At 64.8% G+C, this 19,828-nt stretch carries 16 protein-coding genes; 10 read left to right on the top strand and 6 right to left on the bottom strand.

The features are described 5' to 3' along the window. Positions 1–16: 16 nt before the first annotated feature. The 3 genes from ccsB to AC0IYS_RS28720 all read left to right on the top strand — a co-directional run bounded on the left by ccsB (position 17) and on the right by AC0IYS_RS28720 (position 2,890). On the top strand, positions 17–1,171 hold the full coding sequence (gene ccsB, locus AC0IYS_RS28730; protein WP_471708391.1) for a c-type cytochrome biogenesis protein CcsB: 1,155 nt from the start codon (positions 17–19) through the stop codon (positions 1,169–1,171). A 118-nt stretch (positions 1,172–1,289) separates the two neighbouring features. Next, a complete protein-coding gene (msrP, locus tag AC0IYS_RS28725; protein WP_471708390.1) occupies positions 1,290–2,267 on the top strand; it encodes a protein-methionine-sulfoxide reductase catalytic subunit MsrP in 978 nt (325 codons plus the stop codon). A 2-nt stretch (positions 2,268–2,269) separates the two neighbouring features. Next, positions 2,270–2,890, top strand: coding sequence for a protein-methionine-sulfoxide reductase heme-binding subunit MsrQ (locus AC0IYS_RS28720; protein WP_471708389.1), 621 nt, complete (start codon positions 2,270–2,272; stop codon positions 2,888–2,890). A gap of 91 nt (positions 2,891–2,981) precedes the next feature. On the opposite strand, the gene AC0IYS_RS28715 is transcribed toward AC0IYS_RS28720, so the two are convergent. The 5 genes from AC0IYS_RS28715 to lptM form a co-directional block, all read right to left on the bottom strand. Continuing rightward, a complete protein-coding gene (locus AC0IYS_RS28715) occupies positions 2,982–4,604 on the bottom strand; it encodes a family 43 glycosylhydrolase (RefSeq protein ID WP_471708388.1) in 1,623 nt (540 codons plus the stop codon). Positions 4,605–4,692: 88 nt separating this feature from the next. Continuing rightward, positions 4,693–6,255: a GH39 family glycosyl hydrolase gene (locus AC0IYS_RS28710; protein WP_471708387.1), complete on the bottom strand. Its 1,563-nt coding sequence runs from the start codon at positions 6,253–6,255 to the stop codon at positions 4,693–4,695. Between the two features lie 173 nt (positions 6,256–6,428). Then, positions 6,429–7,583 carry a helix-turn-helix domain-containing protein gene (locus AC0IYS_RS28705; protein ID WP_471708386.1) on the bottom strand — a complete coding sequence of 385 codons (1,155 nt, stop codon included), beginning with the start codon at positions 7,581–7,583 and terminating at the stop codon, positions 6,429–6,431. Between the two features lie 87 nt (positions 7,584–7,670). Then, positions 7,671–8,948: a diaminopimelate decarboxylase gene (lysA, locus tag AC0IYS_RS28700; protein WP_471708385.1), complete on the bottom strand. Its 1,278-nt coding sequence runs from the start codon at positions 8,946–8,948 to the stop codon at positions 7,671–7,673. A gap of 5 nt (positions 8,949–8,953) precedes the next feature. Further along, on the bottom strand, positions 8,954–9,208 hold the full coding sequence (gene lptM / locus AC0IYS_RS28695; RefSeq protein WP_471708384.1) for an LPS translocon maturation chaperone LptM: 255 nt from the start codon (positions 9,206–9,208) through the stop codon (positions 8,954–8,956). Positions 9,209–9,247: 39 nt separating this feature from the next. Between lptM and cyaY the strand changes: the two genes are divergently transcribed. Continuing rightward, on the top strand, positions 9,248–9,586 hold the full coding sequence (gene cyaY / locus AC0IYS_RS28690; protein WP_471708383.1) for an iron donor protein CyaY: 339 nt from the start codon (positions 9,248–9,250) through the stop codon (positions 9,584–9,586). A 73-nt stretch (positions 9,587–9,659) separates the two neighbouring features. Here cyaY and AC0IYS_RS28685 read toward each other — a convergent pair whose 3' ends face one another. Further along, positions 9,660–11,927 carry a penicillin-binding protein 1A gene (locus AC0IYS_RS28685; RefSeq protein WP_471708953.1) on the bottom strand — a complete coding sequence of 756 codons (2,268 nt, stop codon included), beginning with the start codon at positions 11,925–11,927 and terminating at the stop codon, positions 9,660–9,662. Between the two features lie 424 nt (positions 11,928–12,351). Between AC0IYS_RS28685 and AC0IYS_RS28680 the strand changes: the two genes are divergently transcribed. From AC0IYS_RS28680 to AC0IYS_RS28655, 6 genes are all read left to right on the top strand, one after another. Next, positions 12,352–13,428, top strand: coding sequence for a pilus assembly protein PilM (locus AC0IYS_RS28680; protein WP_471708382.1), 1,077 nt, complete (start codon positions 12,352–12,354; stop codon positions 13,426–13,428). After that, on the top strand, positions 13,428–14,066 hold the full coding sequence (locus AC0IYS_RS28675) for a PilN domain-containing protein (RefSeq protein WP_471708381.1): 639 nt from the start codon (positions 13,428–13,430) through the stop codon (positions 14,064–14,066). The genes AC0IYS_RS28680 and AC0IYS_RS28675 overlap by 1 nt, the downstream gene beginning before the upstream one ends. A 12-nt stretch (positions 14,067–14,078) precedes the next feature. Then, positions 14,079–14,753: a type IV pilus inner membrane component PilO gene (locus AC0IYS_RS28670; RefSeq protein ID WP_471708380.1), complete on the top strand. Its 675-nt coding sequence runs from the start codon at positions 14,079–14,081 to the stop codon at positions 14,751–14,753. Further along, complete coding sequence (locus tag AC0IYS_RS28665; RefSeq protein ID WP_471708379.1) at positions 14,750–15,304, top strand: pilus assembly protein PilP; 555 nt, start codon at positions 14,750–14,752, stop codon at positions 15,302–15,304. Before AC0IYS_RS28670 ends, AC0IYS_RS28665 begins: the two co-directional genes overlap by 4 nt. Then, positions 15,301–17,520, top strand: a complete 2,220-nt coding sequence (gene pilQ / locus AC0IYS_RS28660; RefSeq protein WP_471708378.1) for a type IV pilus secretin PilQ — start codon at positions 15,301–15,303, stop codon at positions 17,518–17,520. The genes AC0IYS_RS28665 and pilQ overlap by 4 nt, the downstream gene beginning before the upstream one ends. A 65-nt stretch (positions 17,521–17,585) precedes the next feature. Continuing rightward, complete coding sequence (locus tag AC0IYS_RS28655) at positions 17,586–19,766, top strand: beta strand repeat-containing protein (RefSeq protein ID WP_471708377.1); 2,181 nt, start codon at positions 17,586–17,588, stop codon at positions 19,764–19,766. Positions 19,767–19,828: the final 62 nt, after the last annotated feature.

Raw genomic sequence — 19,828 nt, 5'->3', positions numbered from 1 at the left:
GGCACAGGAGAACACGATGGAACTTACCAAAACTCAGCAAACCTATATTCAGGCGCCAGGCTATTTCAAGCGATTGACGACCATCGACTGGATTTTCGCGGCGGCGCTGCTGGCCGGCTCGCTGTTCGGGCTGAACCGCTACGGCCACTTCATGGACATCTACGAGAAGGCGATCCTGCTGCTGGCCGCGCCCACTTTCGCCGCGCTCGGCTGGCACTGGAAGCCGGTGCGCTGGCTGATGCCGCTGGTGGCGCTGCTGTCGCTGTGGGCGATCTCGATGTACGGCGGCCAGCTCGACATGGGAAGCACCAAGTTCTGGCTGCGCTACATGCTGTCGAGCCAGTCGGCGATCCTGTGGATGAGCGTGATGTTCTGCCTGTCCACCTTGTTCTACTGGATCGGCTTTGCCGGCCGCTCCGATTCCATCTCCAGCCTGGGCTCGAAGCTGAGTTGGGCCGCCGTCGTGCTCGGCTGGACCGGCATGATGGTGCGCTGGTACGAGTCCTACCTGATCGGCGCCGACGTCGGCCACATCCCGGTGTCGAACCTGTATGAAGTGTTCATCCTGTTCTCGCTGATCACGGCGATGTTCTACCTGTATTTCGAGCAGCGCTACGCCACCCGCCAGATGGGACCGTTCGTGCTGCTGATCATCAGCGCCGCCATCGGCTTCCTGTTCTGGTACACCACCTCGCGCGACGCCGCCGAGATCCAGCCGCTGCTGCCCGCGCTGCAAAGCTGGTGGATGAAAATCCACGTCCCGGCCAACTTCATCGGCTACGGCAACTTCGCGCTGGCGGCGATGGTCGCGTCGGCATACCTGCTGAAGACCTCCGGCTACCTGAAGGACCGCCTGCCGTCGGAGGAGGTGCTCGACGACGTCATGTACAAGGCCATCTCGGCCGGCTTCGCCTTCTTCACGATCGCCACCATCCTCGGCGCGCTGTGGGCGGCCGAGGCATGGGGCGGCTACTGGTCGTGGGATCCGAAGGAGACCTGGGCCCTGATCGTCTGGCTCAACTACGCGGCCTGGCTGCACATGCGCCTGATGACGGGCCTGCGCGGCCGGCCGGCGGCGTGGTGGGCGCTGGTGGGCCTGCTGGTGACCACGTTCGCCTTCCTGGGCGTCAATATGTTCCTCTCCGGGCTGCACTCGTACGGAAAGCTGTAGCATTCGGTCAGGATTGCATGCCTGGCAATAAAATGTAATCGCAATGTAATCAGCGTGTTGCTTCGATTGGTGTAATGTTCAGGTTATTGGTAACCCATTGCACCTTTCTGGAGTCAACATGCTGATCAAGCGTAGCCCCAACGGCATCGACCTGCCGTTTTCGTCGGAAATCACGCCGCGCGAACTGTACGAGTCGCGCCGCAGCTTCATGAAGCAGATCGCCCTCGGCGCGGTCGGCAGCGCCGCGCTGCTGGAAATGGCCAACCGCGAAGCGTTCGCGCAGGGCGCCAATCCCAAGCTGGCCGCCAAGCTCAATCCGGCCTACTCGGCGCTCGACAAGCAGACGCCGTACAAGGATGCCACCACCTACAACAACTTCTACGAGTTCGGCACCGACAAGAGCGACCCGGCGCAAAACGCCGGCACCTTGAAGACCCGCCCGTGGACCGTCACCATCGAAGGCGAAGTCAAGAAGCCGATGACGCTCGATATCGATGCGCTGATGAAGCTGGCGCCTTTGGAAGAGCGCGTGTACCGCCTGCGCTGCGTGGAAGGCTGGTCTATGGTGATCCCTTGGATCGGCTACTCGTTTTCCGAAATCATCAAAAAGGTCGAGCCGACCGGCAACGCCAAGTACGTCGAGTTCATCACCCTGGCCGACAAAAAGCAGATGCCCGGCGTCGGCAGCCGCGTGCTCGACTGGCCGTACACGGAAGGCCTGCGCATCGACGAGGCCAACCACCCGCTGGCGCTGCTGACCCTGGGCATGTACGGCGAGAACCTGACCAACCAGAACGGCGCTCCGGTGCGCATGGTGCTGCCGTGGAAGTACGGCTTCAAATCCGGCAAGTCGATCGTCAAGATCCGCTTCGTCAAGGACCAGCCGCGCACGTCGTGGAATATCTCGGCGCCGCGCGAATATGGTTTCTACTCCAACGTCAATCCGGAAGTCGACCACCCGCGCTGGTCGCAGGCGTCCGAGCGCCGCATCGGCGAGGACGGCTTCCTGGCCCGCAAGCGCAAGACCTTGATGTTCAACGGCTATAACGATGTCGCGCCACTGTATGCCGGCATGGATCTGAAGAAGTTTTTCTAAACATGGCTTTTAATCCTACCGCGCGGCAGGCAAGCCTGATCAAGGCCGCCGTCTTCGTGCTGGCGCTGGTGCCTTTGTTGCGCATGGTGTACCTGACGGTGACCGGGCAGCTGGTCGAGCCGCTCGAGTTCATCACGCGCGGCACCGGTGACTGGACCTTGTACTTCCTGTGCTTCACCCTGGCGGTGACGCCGCTGCGTCGGCTGACCAAGTGGAACTGGCTGATCAAGCTGCGGCGCATGCTGGGGCTGTACATGTTCTTCTATGGCTTGTTGCACTTCTTGACCTTCCTGTGGTTCGATCACTTCTTCGACTTCGCGGAGATGTGGAAGGACGTGCTCAAGCGGCCATTCATCACGGTCGGCTTCATCGCCTTCATGCTGCTGATCCCGTTGGCGGTGACCAGCACCAACGCCATGGTCAAGCGGCTGGGCGGAAAGCGCTGGCAATGGCTGCATCGCTTGATCTACGTGATCGCGCCGCTGGCGATCCTGCACTTCTGGTGGATGAAGGCGGGCAAGCACAACTTCACCGAGCCGATTATCTACGGCACGATCCTCGGCGTACTGCTGTTGATGCGCGTGTACTGGGCGCGCGCCAAGGCCAAGGCCAAGCTGGCGTAAACCAATGCCAACCAGCGGGGGCTTACCTCTAGGATCACGTAGGGCGGATTAGCGAAGCGTAATCCGCCAAGCCGCAGAGCCGCCGCCGGTTTTACGCCAACGCCCGATACTTGAAATCACGCAGCAGCACACTGCCGCTGCCCGCGCTGTATATCCCCACCTTCAAGCTCAGGAATCCGCCGAACACATTGTGGTGGATGCCGGACACTTCCATGCGCATGCCGTGCAGCACCCACGTCTTGCCGTTGTCGTGCGAGTAGCGGAACGTGACGACATGATCGTCGTTGGTCATGCGTACCCGCACCGACGATGTCGCTCGGTTGGCGCGCATCCAAGATTGCTCTTCCGCATGCTGGAACGTCTTGATCAGCTCCGGCGTGAAGCCCAGCCCGACGAACGCCTTGTGGTTGTAGAACAGCAGCAGTCCGCCCTCGGCTTGGCCATTGAGCTCCAGGGTCAGCTCCACCTCGTAGCTGCGGTCGCCAACGCCGCAGGTGAGCGGCCGGCTGTCCACCGGCGACGCGCCACGGCCGGCGATCCGCAATCCCTGCGCCGTGTACGTCGCCCGCTGCGCCTCGTCCGGCGCCGGATCGTGGAAGGTCCACTGCACGCCGAAGCGGTTGCGTTTGAAATCGTCGGACAAGGCCTGGCCCGCCGGTCCCGCCTTGCCGCCCTTCGGTTTGGCCAGCGGCTTGGACAGGTCGCCGCCCAGCGCGCGGAACCAGCCGTCGTCGGTCCACTCCATCGGCTCGAGCAGGGTCTGGCGGCCCAAGGTGCGGTAGCCGTTTTCGTAGCCGTGGTACACCATCCACCAGTCGCCGGCCGGGCCCTCGACCAGGGTCGCGTGGCCGCGCGACCACCATGGCTCGGCCGTGCCGAGGCTGCGCACCAGCGGGTTGTGGGGGCAATGCTCCCACGGCCCGTGTATCGAGCGCGAGCGCGCGGCGATCACCATGTGGCCGGTCACCGGTCCGGACGTGCCGCCGACGGCGGTCACCAGGTAGAACCATTTGCCGCGTTTAAGCAGCTTGGGGCCTTCCGGCGCAAAATTCTCCACCACCCAATCGTCCGGGTAACGCCACGGCTGGTACGCCTGTTCCAGCTTGCCGTCGGTCGCCAGGCCGTCGTCGGTCAGGCGGATTTTGCGGATGCCGTTGACGAACAGGTAGCGCTTGCCGTCCTCGCCGACGATGTGGCCGGGGTCGATGCAGCCGCTGATCTTGAGATCGACCGGCTCGCTCCACGGACCTTCGATGCGGTCGGCCCAGATGGCATAGATCGACCAGGCGCTGCCATCGGGCGCGGCCGGGATGTAGATGAAATATTTGCCGTTGTGCTTGCACAGGTCGACGGCCCAGATCGTCCCCAGCGGTTTGGACAGGGAGGGACCGACCGGCCGCCAGTTCACCAGGTCGGTCGAATGCCAGATCACCAGTCCCGGATACGAATAGAACGACGAGTAGGTGAGATAGTAATCCTTGCCGTCCTTGAGGATGGTCGGGTCGGGATGGTCGCCCGAGATGATCGGATTGAGATAAGTACCATCACCCTGGTCGGCCTGGCGTTGGCCTTCGATGCCCCGGCGCCACTGGTGGGGCGGGGCGTTGGCGGGGCCGGCGGCGCACTCGGCCGCCGATGCGATACCCGGCGCGATGCCGAGGCCGGCGCCGGCCAACAAGGTTTTGAACGCGTCTCTGCGCGATTGATTGGTCACGTGGTGTCTCCAGTGAAAATAAACAGGCGGGCGAGGGCCTTACGGCCGCGCCCGTGTAGAAAAAGTGGACCTGACCCCGGAGTTGGGGTTATTTGCCGGCGGTCAGCTTGAGCAGGTAGACGTCGTTTTCGCGCAGCGGCAGCGAGAGGCTGGCGCGGCCGTCGGCGCCCACCCGCACCGTGCGGCGCTCGGATGGCTTGCCGGTCGCCTGCGACTTCAGCGTGTCGACTTGCGGCCGGGTCAGCTGCTTCGGCGAACCCATGCCGATGAAGGCGGTATAGGCGTCGTTGTGCTTATAGCCGACCTGGGCGATGCTGACGTTGTAGACGCCTTGCTTCAAGCCTTGCAGTTTGACGTCGACCTTGCCCTTGGCTTTAGGCGGCAGGTCCTTGACGAAGTATTGTTGGTTGTTGGTGCCTTCCGGCAGCGTGTGCGTGTAGTCCCACAGCAGCACCTGCACCTCGCCCTTGGCGTTGACCGTCGCCAGCGATTGGGCGTCGTTGTTCTTCAGCTCGGTGTCGGACAGTTGGTTGAGGAACTGGTAGGCGAAATAGGCCGGCTTTTTGATGCCTTGCGTGTTCATCAGGCCGAAACCGCCGTGGAAGGCTTCGAAGCGCGGACCCGGTTCTTCGAAGATGTCGGTGAAGACCCAGTACGACATCGATTGCGCGGCGTTGCCGACCTGCTTGAGCTTTTGCAGGATGTAGGCGGCCTGGTGGTAGCTGTCGTGCGTGGGGTCGGCCGGCGTGTACGACGAGCTCCATTCGGTGTAGTGCAGTTCCAGCTTCGGCATCGCGGAGGCGCCGATTTCCTTGCGGTTGCGCAGCACGTCGCCGCTGATTGCCGCTTCGTCCTTGATCAGCACGGTGCCCTTGGTGCCGTATTCGTCCAGGAAGCCCTCGCCGACGCCGTAGGTGTGCGTGCTGACGAAGTCCAGCGGGACGTTGTTTTCCTTGCAGTATGCGATCATTTCCGGTATCCAGGCCGCGCCGGCCGTGGCTGGACCGCCGACCTTGTAGCTTGGATCGACGCTCTTGACCCCGCGCGCGGCGTGCGCGTACAGCTTGAAATACTCGGCTTGCGTGCCGGCCCAGAAGCCGTCCAGGTTGGGCTCGTTCCAGACTTCGAAGTACCAGCTCGCCACTTCGGCGCGGCCGTAGCGCTCGGTCCAGTGTTTGGTCAGCGCTTGTATCAGTTTTTCCCAGCGCTCGTAGCTGCGCGGCGGGGTGACGTTGCCCTTCCACCAGAAGATGGTTTTGTCGCCGCTGGCCATGGGCGACGGCATGAAGCCGAGCTCGACAAACGGTTTGACATCGATGCTGATCAGATAATCGAACAGCGCGTCGATATATTGGAAGTTATATTCGTCGTTGCCCTTGGCGTCGGTTTTATAGACCCCCATGTCGTCGCTCAGCAAACCATGCATCCGGATATATTTAAAGCCGGCGTCACGTTTTATTTCGGCCAGTTGTTGCTGCCAGTCCGCCCGCAGCCCCTCGTTGGCGCGGCCGGCGCCGATCGCGAAATTAAATGTCTTATTTAGTTTTCCCTGGAGCTGTTTAACATTCAGATCGACGACGCGATCTTGGGCGTTTCCGTGAAGTGGCAATGCCAGGGCTGCGCTGAGCAGCATCGCTGCGAGTGGATTCATTCGTTTCGGCTTTCGAAAGGTGGACGAATGCCGCGCAGTCGGCAACGCGGCAGGACCACCGAGCGTAGCGCTGGTGAGCGCGTAGCGCTAGCGCTGTTAGGGGGATTTGCTATGACAATGCAGATTTTGCTACGAATTTCAGAGTTGGTGTTAGCGCTATCCGCGCCAGCTGGCTAGCTCCCGGGCGGGCGCTCGCACACCGTGCGGAAGGCTTTCGGCGTGCAGCCGTATTCCTCTTTGAACAGCTTGTTGAAATACGAGACGTTGCTATAACCGACCGAATAGGCGATTTCGGCCACTGTCGCCGTTTCTTTTTCCGCCAGCAGGCGGGCCGCTTCGGTGAGCCGCAGTTTATTTAAATAACCGCTGAAGGTGTGGCCGAATTCGGATTTTAAAATGTCGTTGATTTTATTGCGGTTGACACCGGTTTCGGTGACGATCTTTTCCAGATCGAGGTCGGCATTCGCATAGCCGTTGGCGATAAACCGCAATATCGTCGCCTTTTCCTTATCCCGGTGCGGTTCGATCGACAATTGCTGATACGCCACCAGGGGCAAATCCTTGCGCAGCTTTTCCTTGACGTCGGCGATCAGCGCGCGGGTGTGGCGGCGGAACGTCCACAGGCCGAAGCCCACCCACGAGACGCCCAGCAGGGCCGCCAGCGCCATCAGGTAGCGGTAGTCGCGGCCGGTGAGCACCAGGCTGTCGATCTCGACCCGGGACTCGATATTTTTCGGGCTTTGGAAAGTGCTGCCAATGGAGATCTTCGGCACCTGGTCGAGCTTATAGGCCTGATGCGACAGGTCCAGCTTGAACATGTCGAACCACCATTGCGGTGTTTCAAGGCGCGTCAGGTCCAGCTCGACCGAGGAGCCGGTTTGGCCGCAGGAGAAAAACGCCGACGGCGCCCGGTACGTCAGCCAGTCGCCGCGCCGGGAGACTTTTTTCTCCAGCGTGGAGGCGGTGAGGCTTAAAGTATTTGCCGGCGTACACTTCGCCACCAGGGTCACCGACGTGTAGCGCGACAAATCCACATGGGCCGGCGTGCCGTCGCGGTCGGTGAAGAACAGGCCGACGGCGGCGAAGGGATAGGGGCTGGCCGGCGAGAGCTTGAAGTTGAAACCCAAGCGCTGGCTGTCGCCGTCGATACGGGCCAGCGTTTGCGGCAGGTCGGAGTCGGGCTTGACGCGCCAGGGCAGGGCACTGTCGCGCAACGGCAGCAACGGGGCGCTCAGATAGCTCAGGCTGATGCAGACGTAGCCGGCCAGCGCGCTCGCCGCCAGCAGCGCAAGGAAACCGTACAGCGTCTTTTTATAGAATTCCTGCATCGATGGCCGGGCGCGGATTAATCAGCGGATTGAGAGATCAGGAAGCCGCCGGCCTCGCGGCGGGCGGCTTCCGTTGGAGCACTCGGCTTACTTGATCAGCGACTCGAGCGCGAACAGGTCGGCAGCCTGTTCGCGCCGGCGCACCTCGTGGCAGACGGTGCCGTCGACGATGATCTCGGCGGCGCGGCCGCGGGTGTTGTAGTTCGACGCCATCGTCATGCCGTAGGCGCCGGCCGTGTGCATCACCAGCAGGTCGCCGGCGGCCACCGCCAGTTGGCGGTCGCGCGCCAGCCAGTCGCCGGACTCGCAGATCGGGCCGACCACGTCGTATGTCAGTGCCTCGGCGTTGCCGATCGCCACCGGCTGCATGTCCATCCAGGCCTGGTACAGCGCAGGACGGGCCATGTCGTTCATGGCCGCGTCGACCACGCAGAAGTTCTTCTCTTCGCCGTGCTTGAGGAATTCCACGCGGGTCAGCAGCACGCCGGTGTCGCCGACGATGGAGCGGCCCGGCTCGAAGATCACCTTGATGGCCTGGCCGGCGTGGCGCGCGGCGCGCCAGGCGTCGATCTTGGCGAACAGGCGGCCCAGGTAGTCGCCCACCGGCACCGGCGCGGCCTCGCCCGCTTCGCGGTAGTCGATGCCGATGCCGCCGCCGATGTCGACGTGGTGCAGCACGATGCCCTCGTCGCCCAGTTGATCGATCAGCTCGATCAAGCGGTCGAGCGCCTCCAGCAGCGGCGCGTCGTCCAGCAGCTGCGAGCCGATGTGGCAGTCGATGCCGGCCACTTCCAGGTGCGGCAAGGTGGCGGCGGTGCGGTAGGTGGCCAGCGCGTCGTCGAAGGCGACGCCGAACTTGCTCGCCTTCAGGCCGGTGGCGATGTACGGATGGGTCTTGGCGTCGACGTTCGGGTTCACGCGCAGCGAGATGCGCGCGGTCTTGCCCATGGCGCCGGCCACTTCGTTGAGGCGGTGCAGCTCGGGGATCGATTCAACGTTGAAGCACAGGATGTCGTGCGACAGCGCCAGGCGCATCTCGTCGGCGCTCTTGCCCACGCCGGAGAAGATCACCTTGCGCGGGTCGCCGCCGGCGGCCAGCACGCGCAGCAGTTCGCCGCCGGAGACGATGTCGAAGCCGGCGCCCTGGCGCGCCAGCAAGTCCAGGATGGCCAGGTTGGAATTGGCTTTCATGGCGTAGCAGACCAGCGCGTCGCGGCCGGCGCAGGCGTCGGCGTACGAGGCGAAGTTGGCCAGCAGCGCCGCCTTCGAGTACACATAGGTCGGCGTGCCGAATTGTTCGGCGATGGCGCTCAGCGCCACGCCTTCGGCGTGCAGCACGCCGTCTTGATACGTAAATTGCGACATAGTAATTATTGTTGGGGTACTGGGAGAGTGGACGGAACCGGCGACGGCGTCACGGGAACCGGCGTGGCCGGCGCGCCGGGCACAGTGTCGGTGGGTGCGGTGGCCGGGGTGCCGGCGGGCGTTACTTTGGCTTCGCCGCTCTTGGCGGGCTTGGCGGTCGGTTTGGGCAGGTACAGCGGGCCGGTTTGGCCGCAGCCGCCCAATAATACGGTCAGACCCAGGGTGGTGGCGCCGATAAACAAACGGAAAGTGGACTTCACGATAAAATCATGGATTGACTATAGATATTGGAGTGTAGCATGGGCGAATCGGAATTCCTGGCGCAGGCCGAAGCCACCCTCGACGCGATCGAGGCGGCCTTGGACCAATTGAACGACGACGACATGGTCGACGTCGAATGCAGCCGCAGTGGCAATGTGCTGGAAATCGAGTTCATCGACAACGGTTCCAAGGTCATCGTCAACAGCCAGGCGGCGATGCAGGAATTGTGGGTGGCGGCCCGCTCGGGCGGCTTCCACTACCGCCAGAAGGACGGCCTGTGGCTCAATACCCGCGACGGCTCGGAGCTGTTCGCGGCGTTGTCGGAAATCGTCAGCGCCCAGGGCGGCGCCCCGGTGGTGGTGGCGCCAAAAGCCTGACAGCCAGGAACCCGTAGGGCGGATTAGGCGGAACGCCGTAATCCGCCATGAGCCGCCAGCGACGCATGCATGTTTAGAACAACTCGTTCTTGACGGCGTCCTTGGCTTTCTCTTCCGCCGGCGTGCCCTGGGCGGCGCCGTCGATGTTGTGCACGCCGGTCCCCGGCGGATTCTCCGCGTAGTAGTACTCGTCGCCCACCAGCATCACCCCTTCAGGCACCGCCCGTTCCTCGATCGGGATGTTCTTCAACGCCTTTTGCATGAAATTGATCCAGATCGGCAGCGCCAGGCCGCCGCCGGTCTCGCGGTTGCCCAGGTTCTTCGGCTGGTCGTAGCCGATCCAGGCGATGCCCACCAGCTTGGGCTGGTAGCCGGCGAACCAGGCGTCGATCGAATCGTTGGTGGTGCCGGTCTTGCCGGAGATGTCGGGCCGCTTGAGCGACAGCGCCTTGGTTGCCGTGCCGAAGCGCACCACGTCCTTGAGCATGCTGTCCATCAGGAAGGCGTTGCGCTCGTCGATGACGCGGTTCTTCTCGTCGCCGGCCTTGTCGGGATTGGCCTGCGACAGGATCTTGCCGTCGGCGTCGGTCACCTTGGAGATCAGGTAGGGGCTGACCTTGTAGCCGCCGTTGGCGAACACCGAGTAGGCGCCGGCCATCTGCAGCGGCGTGACGTTGCCCGCGCCCAGCGCCAGGGTCAGGTATGGCGGGTTCTTGTCGGCGTCGAAGCCGAAGCGGGTGGTGTATTCCTGGCCATACTTGGCGCCGATCTTGTGCAGGATGCGGATCGAGATCATGTTCTTGGACTTGGTCAGGCCGCGCCGCATCGTCATCGGGCCCTCGTACTTGCCGTCGTAGTTCTTCGGCTCCCACGCCTGGCCGCCGGTCTGGCCGGCGTCGAACGAGATCGGCGCGTCGTTGATGATGGTCGACGGCGACAGGCCGCGCTCGAGCGAGGCCGAATAGATGAACGGCTTGAACGACGAGCCCGGCTGGCGCCAGGCCTGGGTGACGTGGTTGAACTTGTTGCGGTTGTAGTCGAAGCCGCCCACCATGGCCTTGATGGCGCCATCCTCGGTGCTGGCCGCAACAAAGGCCGACTCGATCTGCGGCATCTGCGTCACTTCCCAATCCTTACCCTCCTGCATGACGCGGATCACCGCGCCACGGCGGATGCGCTTGTTCGGCGGCGCCTTTTCGGACAGCCACGAGCGGCCCATCTCCAGGCCGGCGCCGGCGATCTTGATCTCCTCGCCCGAGGCGGTGACGGCGACGATCTGCTGCGGCGTTGCCTTGAGCACCATGGCGGCGACGATGTCGTCGCTGTCCGGGTGGTCGGCCAGCTCGGTCTCGATGACGTCGTCGGCCTCTTCCTTGCTGGCCGGGATGTCGACATACGCCTCCGGGCCGCGGTAGGCGTGGCGGCGCTCGTAGTCCATGACGCCCTTGCGCAGCGCCAGGTAGGCGGCGTCCTGGTCGGCCTTGGTGATGGTGGTGAACACGTTCAGGCCGCGCGTGTAGGTGTCTTCCTTGAACTGTTCATAGACCAGCTGGCGTGCCATTTCGGCAACGTACTCCGCGTGCACGCCGAACTCGCTGCTGTCGGTCTTGACCTTGAGCGGCTCGGCCTTGGCGGTCTCGAACTGCGTATCCGTGATATAGCCCAACACGTGCATGCGCTGCAGGATGTACTGTTGGCGGGTTTTTGCGCGCTTGGGGTTGACCACGGGGTTGTAGGCAGAAGGCGCCTTCGGCAGGCCGGCCAGCATGGCGGCCTCGGCAACGGTGATGTCGCGCAGGTTCTTGCCGAAGTAGATTTGTGCGGCCGACGAGAAGCCGTAGGCGCGCTGGCCCAGGTAGATCTGGTTCATGTAGACCTCGAGGATCTGGTCCTTGGTGAGGTTCTTTTCGATCTTCCACGCCAGCAGCACCTCGTAGGCCTTGCGCTTGAGCGTCTGTTCGCTCGACAGGAAGAAGTTGCGGGCCACCTGCTGGGTGATGGTCGATGCGCCCTGTTTGGCGCCGCCGGTGGCGTTGTGCACGGCCGCGCGCAGGATGCCGGTGTAGTCGATGCCGCCGTGCTGGTAGAAGCGGTCGTCCTCGATCGCCAGCACGGCCTTTTTCATCACGTCCGGGATGTCCTTGATGCGCACCAGGTTGCGGCGCTCCTCGCCGAACTCGCCGATCAGGACATTGTCGGCCGAGAAGATGCGCAGCGGCATTTTGGGGCGGTAGTCGGTCAGCGTGTCCAATTCCGGCAGGTTGGGGTAGGCCATCGCCAGGCCGAACACGACCAGCAGCACGGCGCCCACGCCCAGGCCGAGCACCGACAGGCCGGCCATCAACAGCCAGCGCGACGGCGATTTGCCCGGTTTTTTGCCCGTGTTTTTACCCGCGCCCTTCGCGGACTTGTCGGAGGAGGGTGGCGGTGCCGAATTGGAGGAAGCCATGCAGTGCGTTCTTTCTGTGTTGAGTGCGAAGCATTATAAGCGAGCGCCAACCCCTGCGGCGCGCTGTGCTGTTGTGCCTCGAATCAGAAATACTTTCCAGTAACCAACAAAACAACGGAGTTGTTTTTGCTGCCACGGGGTCAAGAATAAGTGTGGCGAAACCCTCACACTGCCACAATCGTGCACAGCAGAAATATCTTTACACTTATATAGGCTCGATTTAATGTGGGGGCAGGCCTGAGCTGGACTTGGGCGGATTCCGCCTCGGCAGGGGCTTTTTAGCACCGCCTCCCATCCAGGCGCCGGAGACACTCGCATGATCGACTTCAAGATGCTGTTCGGGCAGGGCAGTCCGCCGCTGATGGGCCTGGACATCAGCACCTCGAGCGTGCGCGTGGTGGAGCTGGCCCAGGGTGCCAAGGGCGAGGTCCGGCTCGAACGCTACGCCGCCGAGCCGCTGCCGCGCGGCGCCGTCGTCGACGGCAACATCGAGAACATGGACCAGGTGGTCGAGGTGGTGCGGCGCGTCTGGAAGAAAAGCGGCAGCCGCGCCAAGCTGGCCGCGCTGGGCATGCCGCCGGCGTCGGTCATCACCAAGAAAATCATCCTGCCGGCCGGCCTGTCGGAGGACCAGCTCGAGGTGCAGGTGGAATCCGAGGCCAGCCAGTACATCCCGTTCGCGCTCGACGAGGTCAGCCTCGATTTCGACGTCATCGGCGCGGCCGCCAACTCGCCCGAGGACATCGAGGTCATGCTGGCCGCCTCGCGCCGCGAAAAGGTCGAGGACCGGGTCGCCATCGCCGAGGCGTCCGGCCTGAAGGCGACCGTGATGGACATCGAATCGTACGCCGCCCGCGCCGCGCTCGACCGCATCACCGCGCAGCTGCCCGAGGCCGGCGCCGGCCAGGTGGTGGCGCTGTTCCAGATCGGCGCCCAGGTCACCCATATCTCCGTCATGCTCGACGGCGCCACCGTCTACGAGCGCGAGCAGCCCTTCGGCGGCAATTCGCTGACCCAGGACATCGTGCGCGCCTACGGCATGGCCTTCGACGAGGCCGAGGCGCGCAAGAAGAGCGGCGACCTGCCCGACAACTACGTGCCCGAGCTGCTCACGCCCTTCCTCGAGAGCGCGGCGATGGAAGTCACGCGGGCGATCCAGTTCTTCTACACGTCCACCCCCTACACCCGGGTCGACCAGTTGTTCCTGGCCGGCGGCTGCGCCGTCATCCCGGGCCTGCTCGAACTGGTCGCCGGCCGCACCCGCATCGCCAGCGCCGTGGTCTCGCCGTTCAAGGGCATGCAGCTGGGGGCGTCGGTGCGCGAGGCGCAGCTGCGCGCCGACGCCCCGGCCTACCTGGTCGCCTGCGGCCTGGCGCTGCGGAGGTTCGGCTGATGATACGCATCAACCTGCTGCCCCACCGCGAGGAAAAGCGCAAGCAGAAGAAGTCCGCCTTCTTCGCGCTGCTGGCGCTGGGCGGCGTCATCGGCGTCGGCGTGGTGCTGCTGGTGGGCGCCTACAACGCCCGCGCGCTGTCGATCCAGGGCGAGCGCAACCAGGTGCTGAAGACCGCCATTAGCGGACTCGACAAGAAGATCGCCGAGATCGCCACGCTGAAGCAGGAGATCGAGGCGCTCAAGGCGCGCCAGCAGGCGGTCGAGGATTTGCAGGGCGACCGCAACCAGCCGGTCTACCTGCTCGACGAGCTGGTCAGGCAGACCCCGGCCGGCGTCTATCTGAAGAGTTTCAAGCAGGAGGGGCAGAAGGTGTCGGTGCTCGGCTACGCGCAGTCGCAGGAGCGCGTGTCCGAACTGCTGCGCAACCTGGCCGGGGTGTCGCCGTGGCTGGAGCGTCCCGATTTGATCGAAGTCAAGTCAACCGCCCTCGGCCAGGGCAAGACCAGCAAGAAGGTGGTGGAATTCAACCTGATGGTTCATATCAAGCGGCCGCGCGACAAGGATGGCGCTGCCGCCGCTACGGCCGCCATGTCCGCGTCCAGTCCACCGCCCGGCTTGCCGCCGGCCCAGCCCTGAGGAGCGATGGCGATGGCGACAGCGAACCTCGACCTGAACCGGCTGGGCGCCCGCCTGGCCGGCCAGTTCCGCAACCTCAACGACCGCCATCCGGGCCAGTGGCCGCTGGCGCCGCGCCTGCTGTGCGCGGTCGGCGTGGCGGCGGCGGTGATGGTGGCCGGCTACTTCGGTTACTGGAGTTCGCAGTTCGACGAGCAGGAGGCGGGCGCCCAAACCGAGCTCAAGTTGCGCGACGAATACCGCCTCAAGACCGGCCTAGCGATCAACCTCGAGGCGCTGCGGGCGCAAAAGGTGCAGGTCGACCAGTATGTCGAGCGGCTGCAAAAGCAGCTGCCCAGCAAGGCCGAGATGGCCGCCTTGCTGACCGACATCAACCAGGCCGGCGCCGGACGCGGCCTGCAGTTCGAGCTGTTCAAGCCGGCCCAGGTGGTGGTCAAGGATTACTACGCGGAGTTGCCGATCGATATCAAGGTCACCGGCAGCTACCATGACATCGGCGCCTTCGCCGGCGACATGGCCAACCTGTCGCGCATCGTCACGCTCAACAACATGGCGCTGGGCACGGGCAAGGACGGCGTGCTGACCCTGGAGGCGGTCGCCAAGACCTTCCGCTACCTCGATCCGGAAGAGGTGCAGGCGCAGCGCAAGGCGGCGGCCGACAAGAAGAAGGCGGCGAAAAAGTCATGAGTCCACTGAAATCGCTCCCGTTGTGGCTGTTGGCGGCGGCGCTGCCGCTGTTGTCGGCCTGTGGCGACGACGACGCCCAGCAGGTGCGCGACTGGATGCGCGAAGTCGACGCCCAGGCCAAGGTGAAAGTGCCGCCGCTGGTCGAGCCGAAGACCTTCATCCCGTTTGCTTACAACCAGAAGGACGCGGTCGATCCGTTCAATCCGAACAAGCTGTTGGCCGAGCTGGCCAAGCTGGACGCGCGCGCCGGCGGCGGCGGCCTGCGCCCGGACGTCGAGCGGCGCAAGGAGTTGTTGGAGAGCTATCCGCTCGACACCGTCAAGATGGTCGGCACCATCGAGAAGGGCGGCGTGATCCATGCCGTGCTGCAGATCGACCGTTCGGTGCACCAGGTCGTCAAGGGCCAGCATATCGGACAGAACTACGGCCGGATCACCGGCATCACCGAGGACGCGGTCAGCATCAGGGAAATCGTCCAGGATGCGACCGGCGATTGGGTCGAACGCATGTCGAAGCTGGAACTGCAGGAAAGCAAGGAGAATATCAAATGACCGCTCGAACCACGGCCCGCCACGCGCCGGCCGCCTGCCGGGCACCGCTATGGGCCCTGCTGCTCACCCTGGCCATGGCGCCGCAGCCGCAAGGCGCCGCCGCCCAGCCCGCAGCCCCCGCAACCACCACCAGCGCCTCCGCCTCCGCCAACGCCATCGAGTCGATCAGCGCCAACCAGCAGGGCGCCAATGTAATTGTCAAGATCGCGCTCAAAACCCCGCCCGACAAACTCCCCATCGGCTTCGCCATCACCAATCCCCCCCGCCTCGCGCTCGATCTTGGCGCCACCGTCAACGACACCGGCATGACCACGCAGGAATTCAACGTGGGCGACCTGCGCAGCGTCAACGTGGTGCAGGCGGGCGGGCGCTCGCGCCTGGTGTTCAACCTCAAACGCAGCCTGAACTACGCCACCGCGATCGACGGCAAGGCCATCATCCTGACCATCGACGGTTCCGGCGGCGTGGCCACGGCGGTCGACGCGCGCGGCCTGCCGGTCGCGGCGGCCGCCCCCGCCGGCCCGGCGGCGCCACCGGCCCGCCAGATGCTGCGCGACCTCGATTTCCGCCGCGGCGCCAACGGCGAGGGCCGCGTGGTGGTCGACCTGCCCAACAACCAGGTGGCGGTCGATGTGCGCCAGACGCCGACCGGCGTGGTGGTGGACTTCCTCAAGACGGGGTTGCCGGAGACCTTGCGCCGCCGGCTCGACGTCGGCGACTTCGGCACGCCGGTGTCGCTGGTCACCAGCGTGCCGCAAGGCGACAACACGCGCCTGACGGTCGAGGCGCGCGGGCTGTGGGAGCAGACCGTGTACCAGAGCGACACCCAGCTGGTGATCGACATCAAGCCGATCAAGGAAGATCCGAACAAGCTGACCCAGGGCTCGCAGGGCTACCGTGGAGAAAAGCTCTCGTTCAACTTCCAGAACGTCGAGGTGCGCGCCGCGCTGCAGGCGATCGCCGACATCTCCGGCCTGAACATCATCACCAGCGACAGCGTCAGCGGCAACCTGACGTTGCGCCTGAAGGAGGTGCCGTGGGACCAGGCGCTTGACGTGGTGCTGCAGGCCAAGGGCCTGGACATGCGCAAGAACGGCAACGTGCTGTGGATCGCGCCCAAGGAGGAGTTGCTGACCAAGGAAAAGCTGGAACTGGAGCAGCGCGCCCAGATCGCCGACCTCGAGCCGCTCAAGTCGGAGATCTTCCAGCTCAACTACCAGAAGGCCGAGGCCTTCAAGACCGTCTTCGGGCTCGAGGGCGGCGACGCCAAGAACCGCATCCTGTCCAAGCGCGGCAGCGCCATCATCGAGCCGCGCACCAACCAGCTGTTCGTCACCGACATCGCCGCCAAGCTCGAGGACGTGCGCCGACTCATCGCCAAGACCGACATCGCCACCAAGCAGGTGCTGATCGAGGCGCGCATCGTCGAGGCCAGCGACACCTTCACGCGCAACCTCGGCGCCAAGCTTGGCTTTGCCGACCTGCGCACCATCCGCGGCGGCGACGCCGGCTACCAGATCGGCAACGGCAACACCCGCATCGGCATTGGCGGCAACCTGACCGGCGTGGGCGAAACCACCGGCCAGGTCCGGCTCACCGACAGCACCTACAACAACACCCAGTTCGTCAACCTGCCGGCGGCCAATATCAACGGCGTCCCGGCCGGCAGCCTGGCGGTCAGCCTGTTCTCGTCGGCGGCGAACCGCTTCCTCAACCTGGAACTGTCGGCGCTGGAGGCCGACGGCACCGGCAAGATCATCTCCAGCCCGCGCGTGATCACCGCCGACAAGGCCATCGCGCTGATCGAGCAGGGCATCGAGCTGCCGTACCAAGTCGCCACCAGCAGCGGTGCGACGTCGATCCAGTTCCGCAAGGCCAACCTGCGGCTGGAGGTGACGCCGCAGATCACGCCGGACGGCAACGTCGTCATCGACGTCGACGTCAACAAGGACAGCGTGGGCCAGGAGACGCGCGCCGGCTTCGCCATCGACACCAAGCACGTCAAGACGCAGGTGATGGTCGAGAACGGCGGTACGGTGGTGCTGGGCGGCATCTACCAGCAAACCGAGCGCAACACCACCAGCAAGGTGCCGCTGCTGGGCGACGTGCCGGTGCTCGGCTATTTGTTCCGCACCAATTCGCGCACCAACGACAAAACCGAGTTGCTGGTGTTTATCACGCCGAAGATCGTCGCAGAGCGCCTGTCGACGCGCTGACGGCGCGTTTGAGGTACGTAGTTACCGATCCACTTTATTTCAGGTAAATGATAGGAAACACGGTCATGAAAAAATTCACGGGATGGCTGGCGATGGTGGTGTGTGCCGGGGTGCTGTCGGCCTGCGGCGGCGGCGGTGGTTCGCCGGGGACCAACAGCAACGGCGTGGCGCCGTCGAAGGCGGCCAGCGTGGTGCTGACGGCCAGCGCGGCGACCATCGCCTCGTCCGGCCTGGACGGCACCGAGGTGACGTTGACGGCCATCGTCAAGGACGGCGGCGGCAACGCGCTGGCCGGCGAAACGGTCAGTTTTTCCACCAGCTCGGGCACCGTCACCAGCACCAACCGGATCACCAACGCCGCCGGCGAGGTGGTTGAAAAGCTCAGCGTCAAGGGCGACAGCTCGCTGCGCAAGATCACCGTGACGGCCAGCGCCGGCGGCAGGAGCTCGAGTCCGGTCACGATCGATGTCGTCAACGCCGTGCCGACCTTGTCGCTGACCACCGACGCCGCCACCCTGGCCTCGGTTGGCACCGCCGGCAACGAGGTGACGGTGGTGGCGCTGGTGCGCGATTCCAACAACACCGTCATGCCGGGCGTGGCGGTCGACCTGCGCGCCGATTCGGGCAGCCTGACCCGCACCACCCGCACCACCAACGCCCAGGGCATCGTCACCGAGAAGCTCGGCACCGGCGGCGACGCCACCTCGCGCGCGATCAAGGTGACCGCCTCGGTGGCCGGCGCCGTGCCGGTCACCACCATCGTCAACGTGGCCGGCAACGGCTTGACCATCAACGCCGCGCGCACCATCAACGTCGGCGCCAGCGCCGACATCACGGTCAAACTGGTCGATTCGGCCGGCAATGCGCTGGTCGGCAAGCCGGTGCTGTTCGGCTCGAACGCCAACACCCTGGTGGTCAAGGGCGGCGGCGCGGCCGTCACCAACGCCGCTGGCCAGCTCATCCTCAGCTACACGGCCAGCGGCGGCAGCGCCGACGTGGTCACCGTGCGGGCGATGGGGGAGGCGGCCTCGGCCGGCATCACCATCAACTCGTCGGCATTCGCGATCCGCTCGCTCAACGCCGGCGGCGCCGTCCAGGCCAGCGCCGCCATTGGCGGCTGCCAGCTGGTCTCCGTCACCGGCGGGCCGAGCGGCGAGGTCACCATCAGCAGCTCGCGCGGCACGGTCTACCGCGACGCCGCTTGCGCCGCGCCGCTGGCCGGCACCTTGCCGCTGAGCGGCGGCGCGGCGGTCGCCTACCTCAACGCCACCGGCCCCGGGGTCGCCACGTTGACGGCCAGTGCGGCCGGCCTGACCACCCAGACCGAACTGGAATTCGTCGCGCCGCTGACCGGGGCGGCCACCATCTCGCTGCAGGCCGACCCGGCCGTAATCGGCGCCAACACGGCCGGCAGCACCACCCAGCAGGCCACCTTGCGCGCCGTGGTGCGGGACGGTCCGGCGCAAAACAACCCGGTCAAGAACGCCACGGTGGCGTTCTCCATCCTCACCGATCCGAGCGGCGGCACCCTGACCCAGCCTTCGGAAGTGCTCACCGCCGCCGACGGTTCGGCCACCGTCAGCTATGTGGCCGGCACCACCGCCACCGCCACCAACGGCGTGCGCATCCAGGCCAGGGTGATCGGCGGCTCCGGCGCCACGGCGGCGGTCAACCTGACCGTGGCGCAAAAATCGCTGTTCATCAGCGCCGGCACCGGCAACACCATCGGCATACCGAACAGCGCCACCTACCAGGCCGACTACGCCGTCATCGTCACCGACGCGGCCGGCAACGCCGTGCCGGGCGTCAAGCTGACCGCCTCGGTGCTGCCGTTGCGGTATTACAAGGGCGTGCTGACCTTCAAGGCGCCCCAGGGGCCGTGGGAACGGGTGCAGACCGCCGTCTGCGCCAACGAGGACGTCAACGCCAACGGCATCCTCGACCCGGGCGAAGACTTGAACGGCAACGGCACCTTGCAGCCGGGCATCCCGGTGACAGTCACCACCAACGTCGTCACCGACGCCAGCGGCCGCGCCATCGTATCGCTGGTCTACCCGCGCAACTTCGTCCAGTGGCTTGACGTCAACCTGACGATTCGCGGCGCGGCGTCATCCGGCAGCGAGTCCTCGTACACCTCTCTGGTACACTTGATGGGCTTGAGCTCTGATTACAGTGATCAAACCATCACGCCACCAGGCGTGGTCAGCCCTTACGGGGTGGCGACATCGTGCAGCAACCCGCAGTGATCGGCCGTCATCGGCTGCGATCCGCCGGCGGGGCCGCTGGTGCCGCCGCCCGCATTTAGTTG

The sequence above is a fragment of the Duganella sp. AC237 genome (genome assembly GCF_979254035.1).
The sequence above is the reverse complement of the archived record's forward strand: the minus strand, read 5'-3'. Positions and strand labels throughout refer to the sequence as shown.

What these genes read in the sequence shown, in the direction of transcription:
- AC0IYS_RS28675 (WP_471708381.1), top strand. Translation starts at nt 13,428, where the DNA reads ATGATACGCATCAACCTGCTGCCCCACCGCGAGGAAAAGCGCAAGCAG.
- msrP (WP_471708390.1), top strand. Translation starts at nt 1,290, where the DNA reads ATGCTGATCAAGCGTAGCCCCAACGGCATCGACCTGCCGTTTTCGTCG.
- AC0IYS_RS28655 (WP_471708377.1), top strand. Translation starts at nt 17,586, where the DNA reads ATGAAAAAATTCACGGGATGGCTGGCGATGGTGGTGTGTGCCGGGGTG.
- AC0IYS_RS28685 (WP_471708953.1), bottom strand. Translation starts at nt 11,927, where the DNA reads ATGGCCGGCCTGTCGGTGCTCGGCCTGGGCGTGGGCGCCGTGCTGCTG.
- AC0IYS_RS28705 (WP_471708386.1), bottom strand. Translation starts at nt 7,583, where the DNA reads ATGCAGGAATTCTATAAAAAGACGCTGTACGGTTTCCTTGCGCTGCTG.
- AC0IYS_RS28670 (WP_471708380.1), top strand. Translation starts at nt 14,079, where the DNA reads ATGGCGACAGCGAACCTCGACCTGAACCGGCTGGGCGCCCGCCTGGCC.
- AC0IYS_RS28680 (WP_471708382.1), top strand. Translation starts at nt 12,352, where the DNA reads ATGATCGACTTCAAGATGCTGTTCGGGCAGGGCAGTCCGCCGCTGATG.
- cyaY (WP_471708383.1), top strand. Translation starts at nt 9,248, where the DNA reads ATGGGCGAATCGGAATTCCTGGCGCAGGCCGAAGCCACCCTCGACGCG.
- AC0IYS_RS28665 (WP_471708379.1), top strand. Translation starts at nt 14,750, where the DNA reads ATGAGTCCACTGAAATCGCTCCCGTTGTGGCTGTTGGCGGCGGCGCTG.
- AC0IYS_RS28720 (WP_471708389.1), top strand. Translation starts at nt 2,270, where the DNA reads ATGGCTTTTAATCCTACCGCGCGGCAGGCAAGCCTGATCAAGGCCGCC.
- AC0IYS_RS28710 (WP_471708387.1), bottom strand. Translation starts at nt 6,255, where the DNA reads ATGAATCCACTCGCAGCGATGCTGCTCAGCGCAGCCCTGGCATTGCCA.
- lysA (WP_471708385.1), bottom strand. Translation starts at nt 8,948, where the DNA reads ATGTCGCAATTTACGTATCAAGACGGCGTGCTGCACGCCGAAGGCGTG.
- ccsB (WP_471708391.1), top strand. Translation starts at nt 17, where the DNA reads ATGGAACTTACCAAAACTCAGCAAACCTATATTCAGGCGCCAGGCTAT.
- pilQ (WP_471708378.1), top strand. Translation starts at nt 15,301, where the DNA reads ATGACCGCTCGAACCACGGCCCGCCACGCGCCGGCCGCCTGCCGGGCA.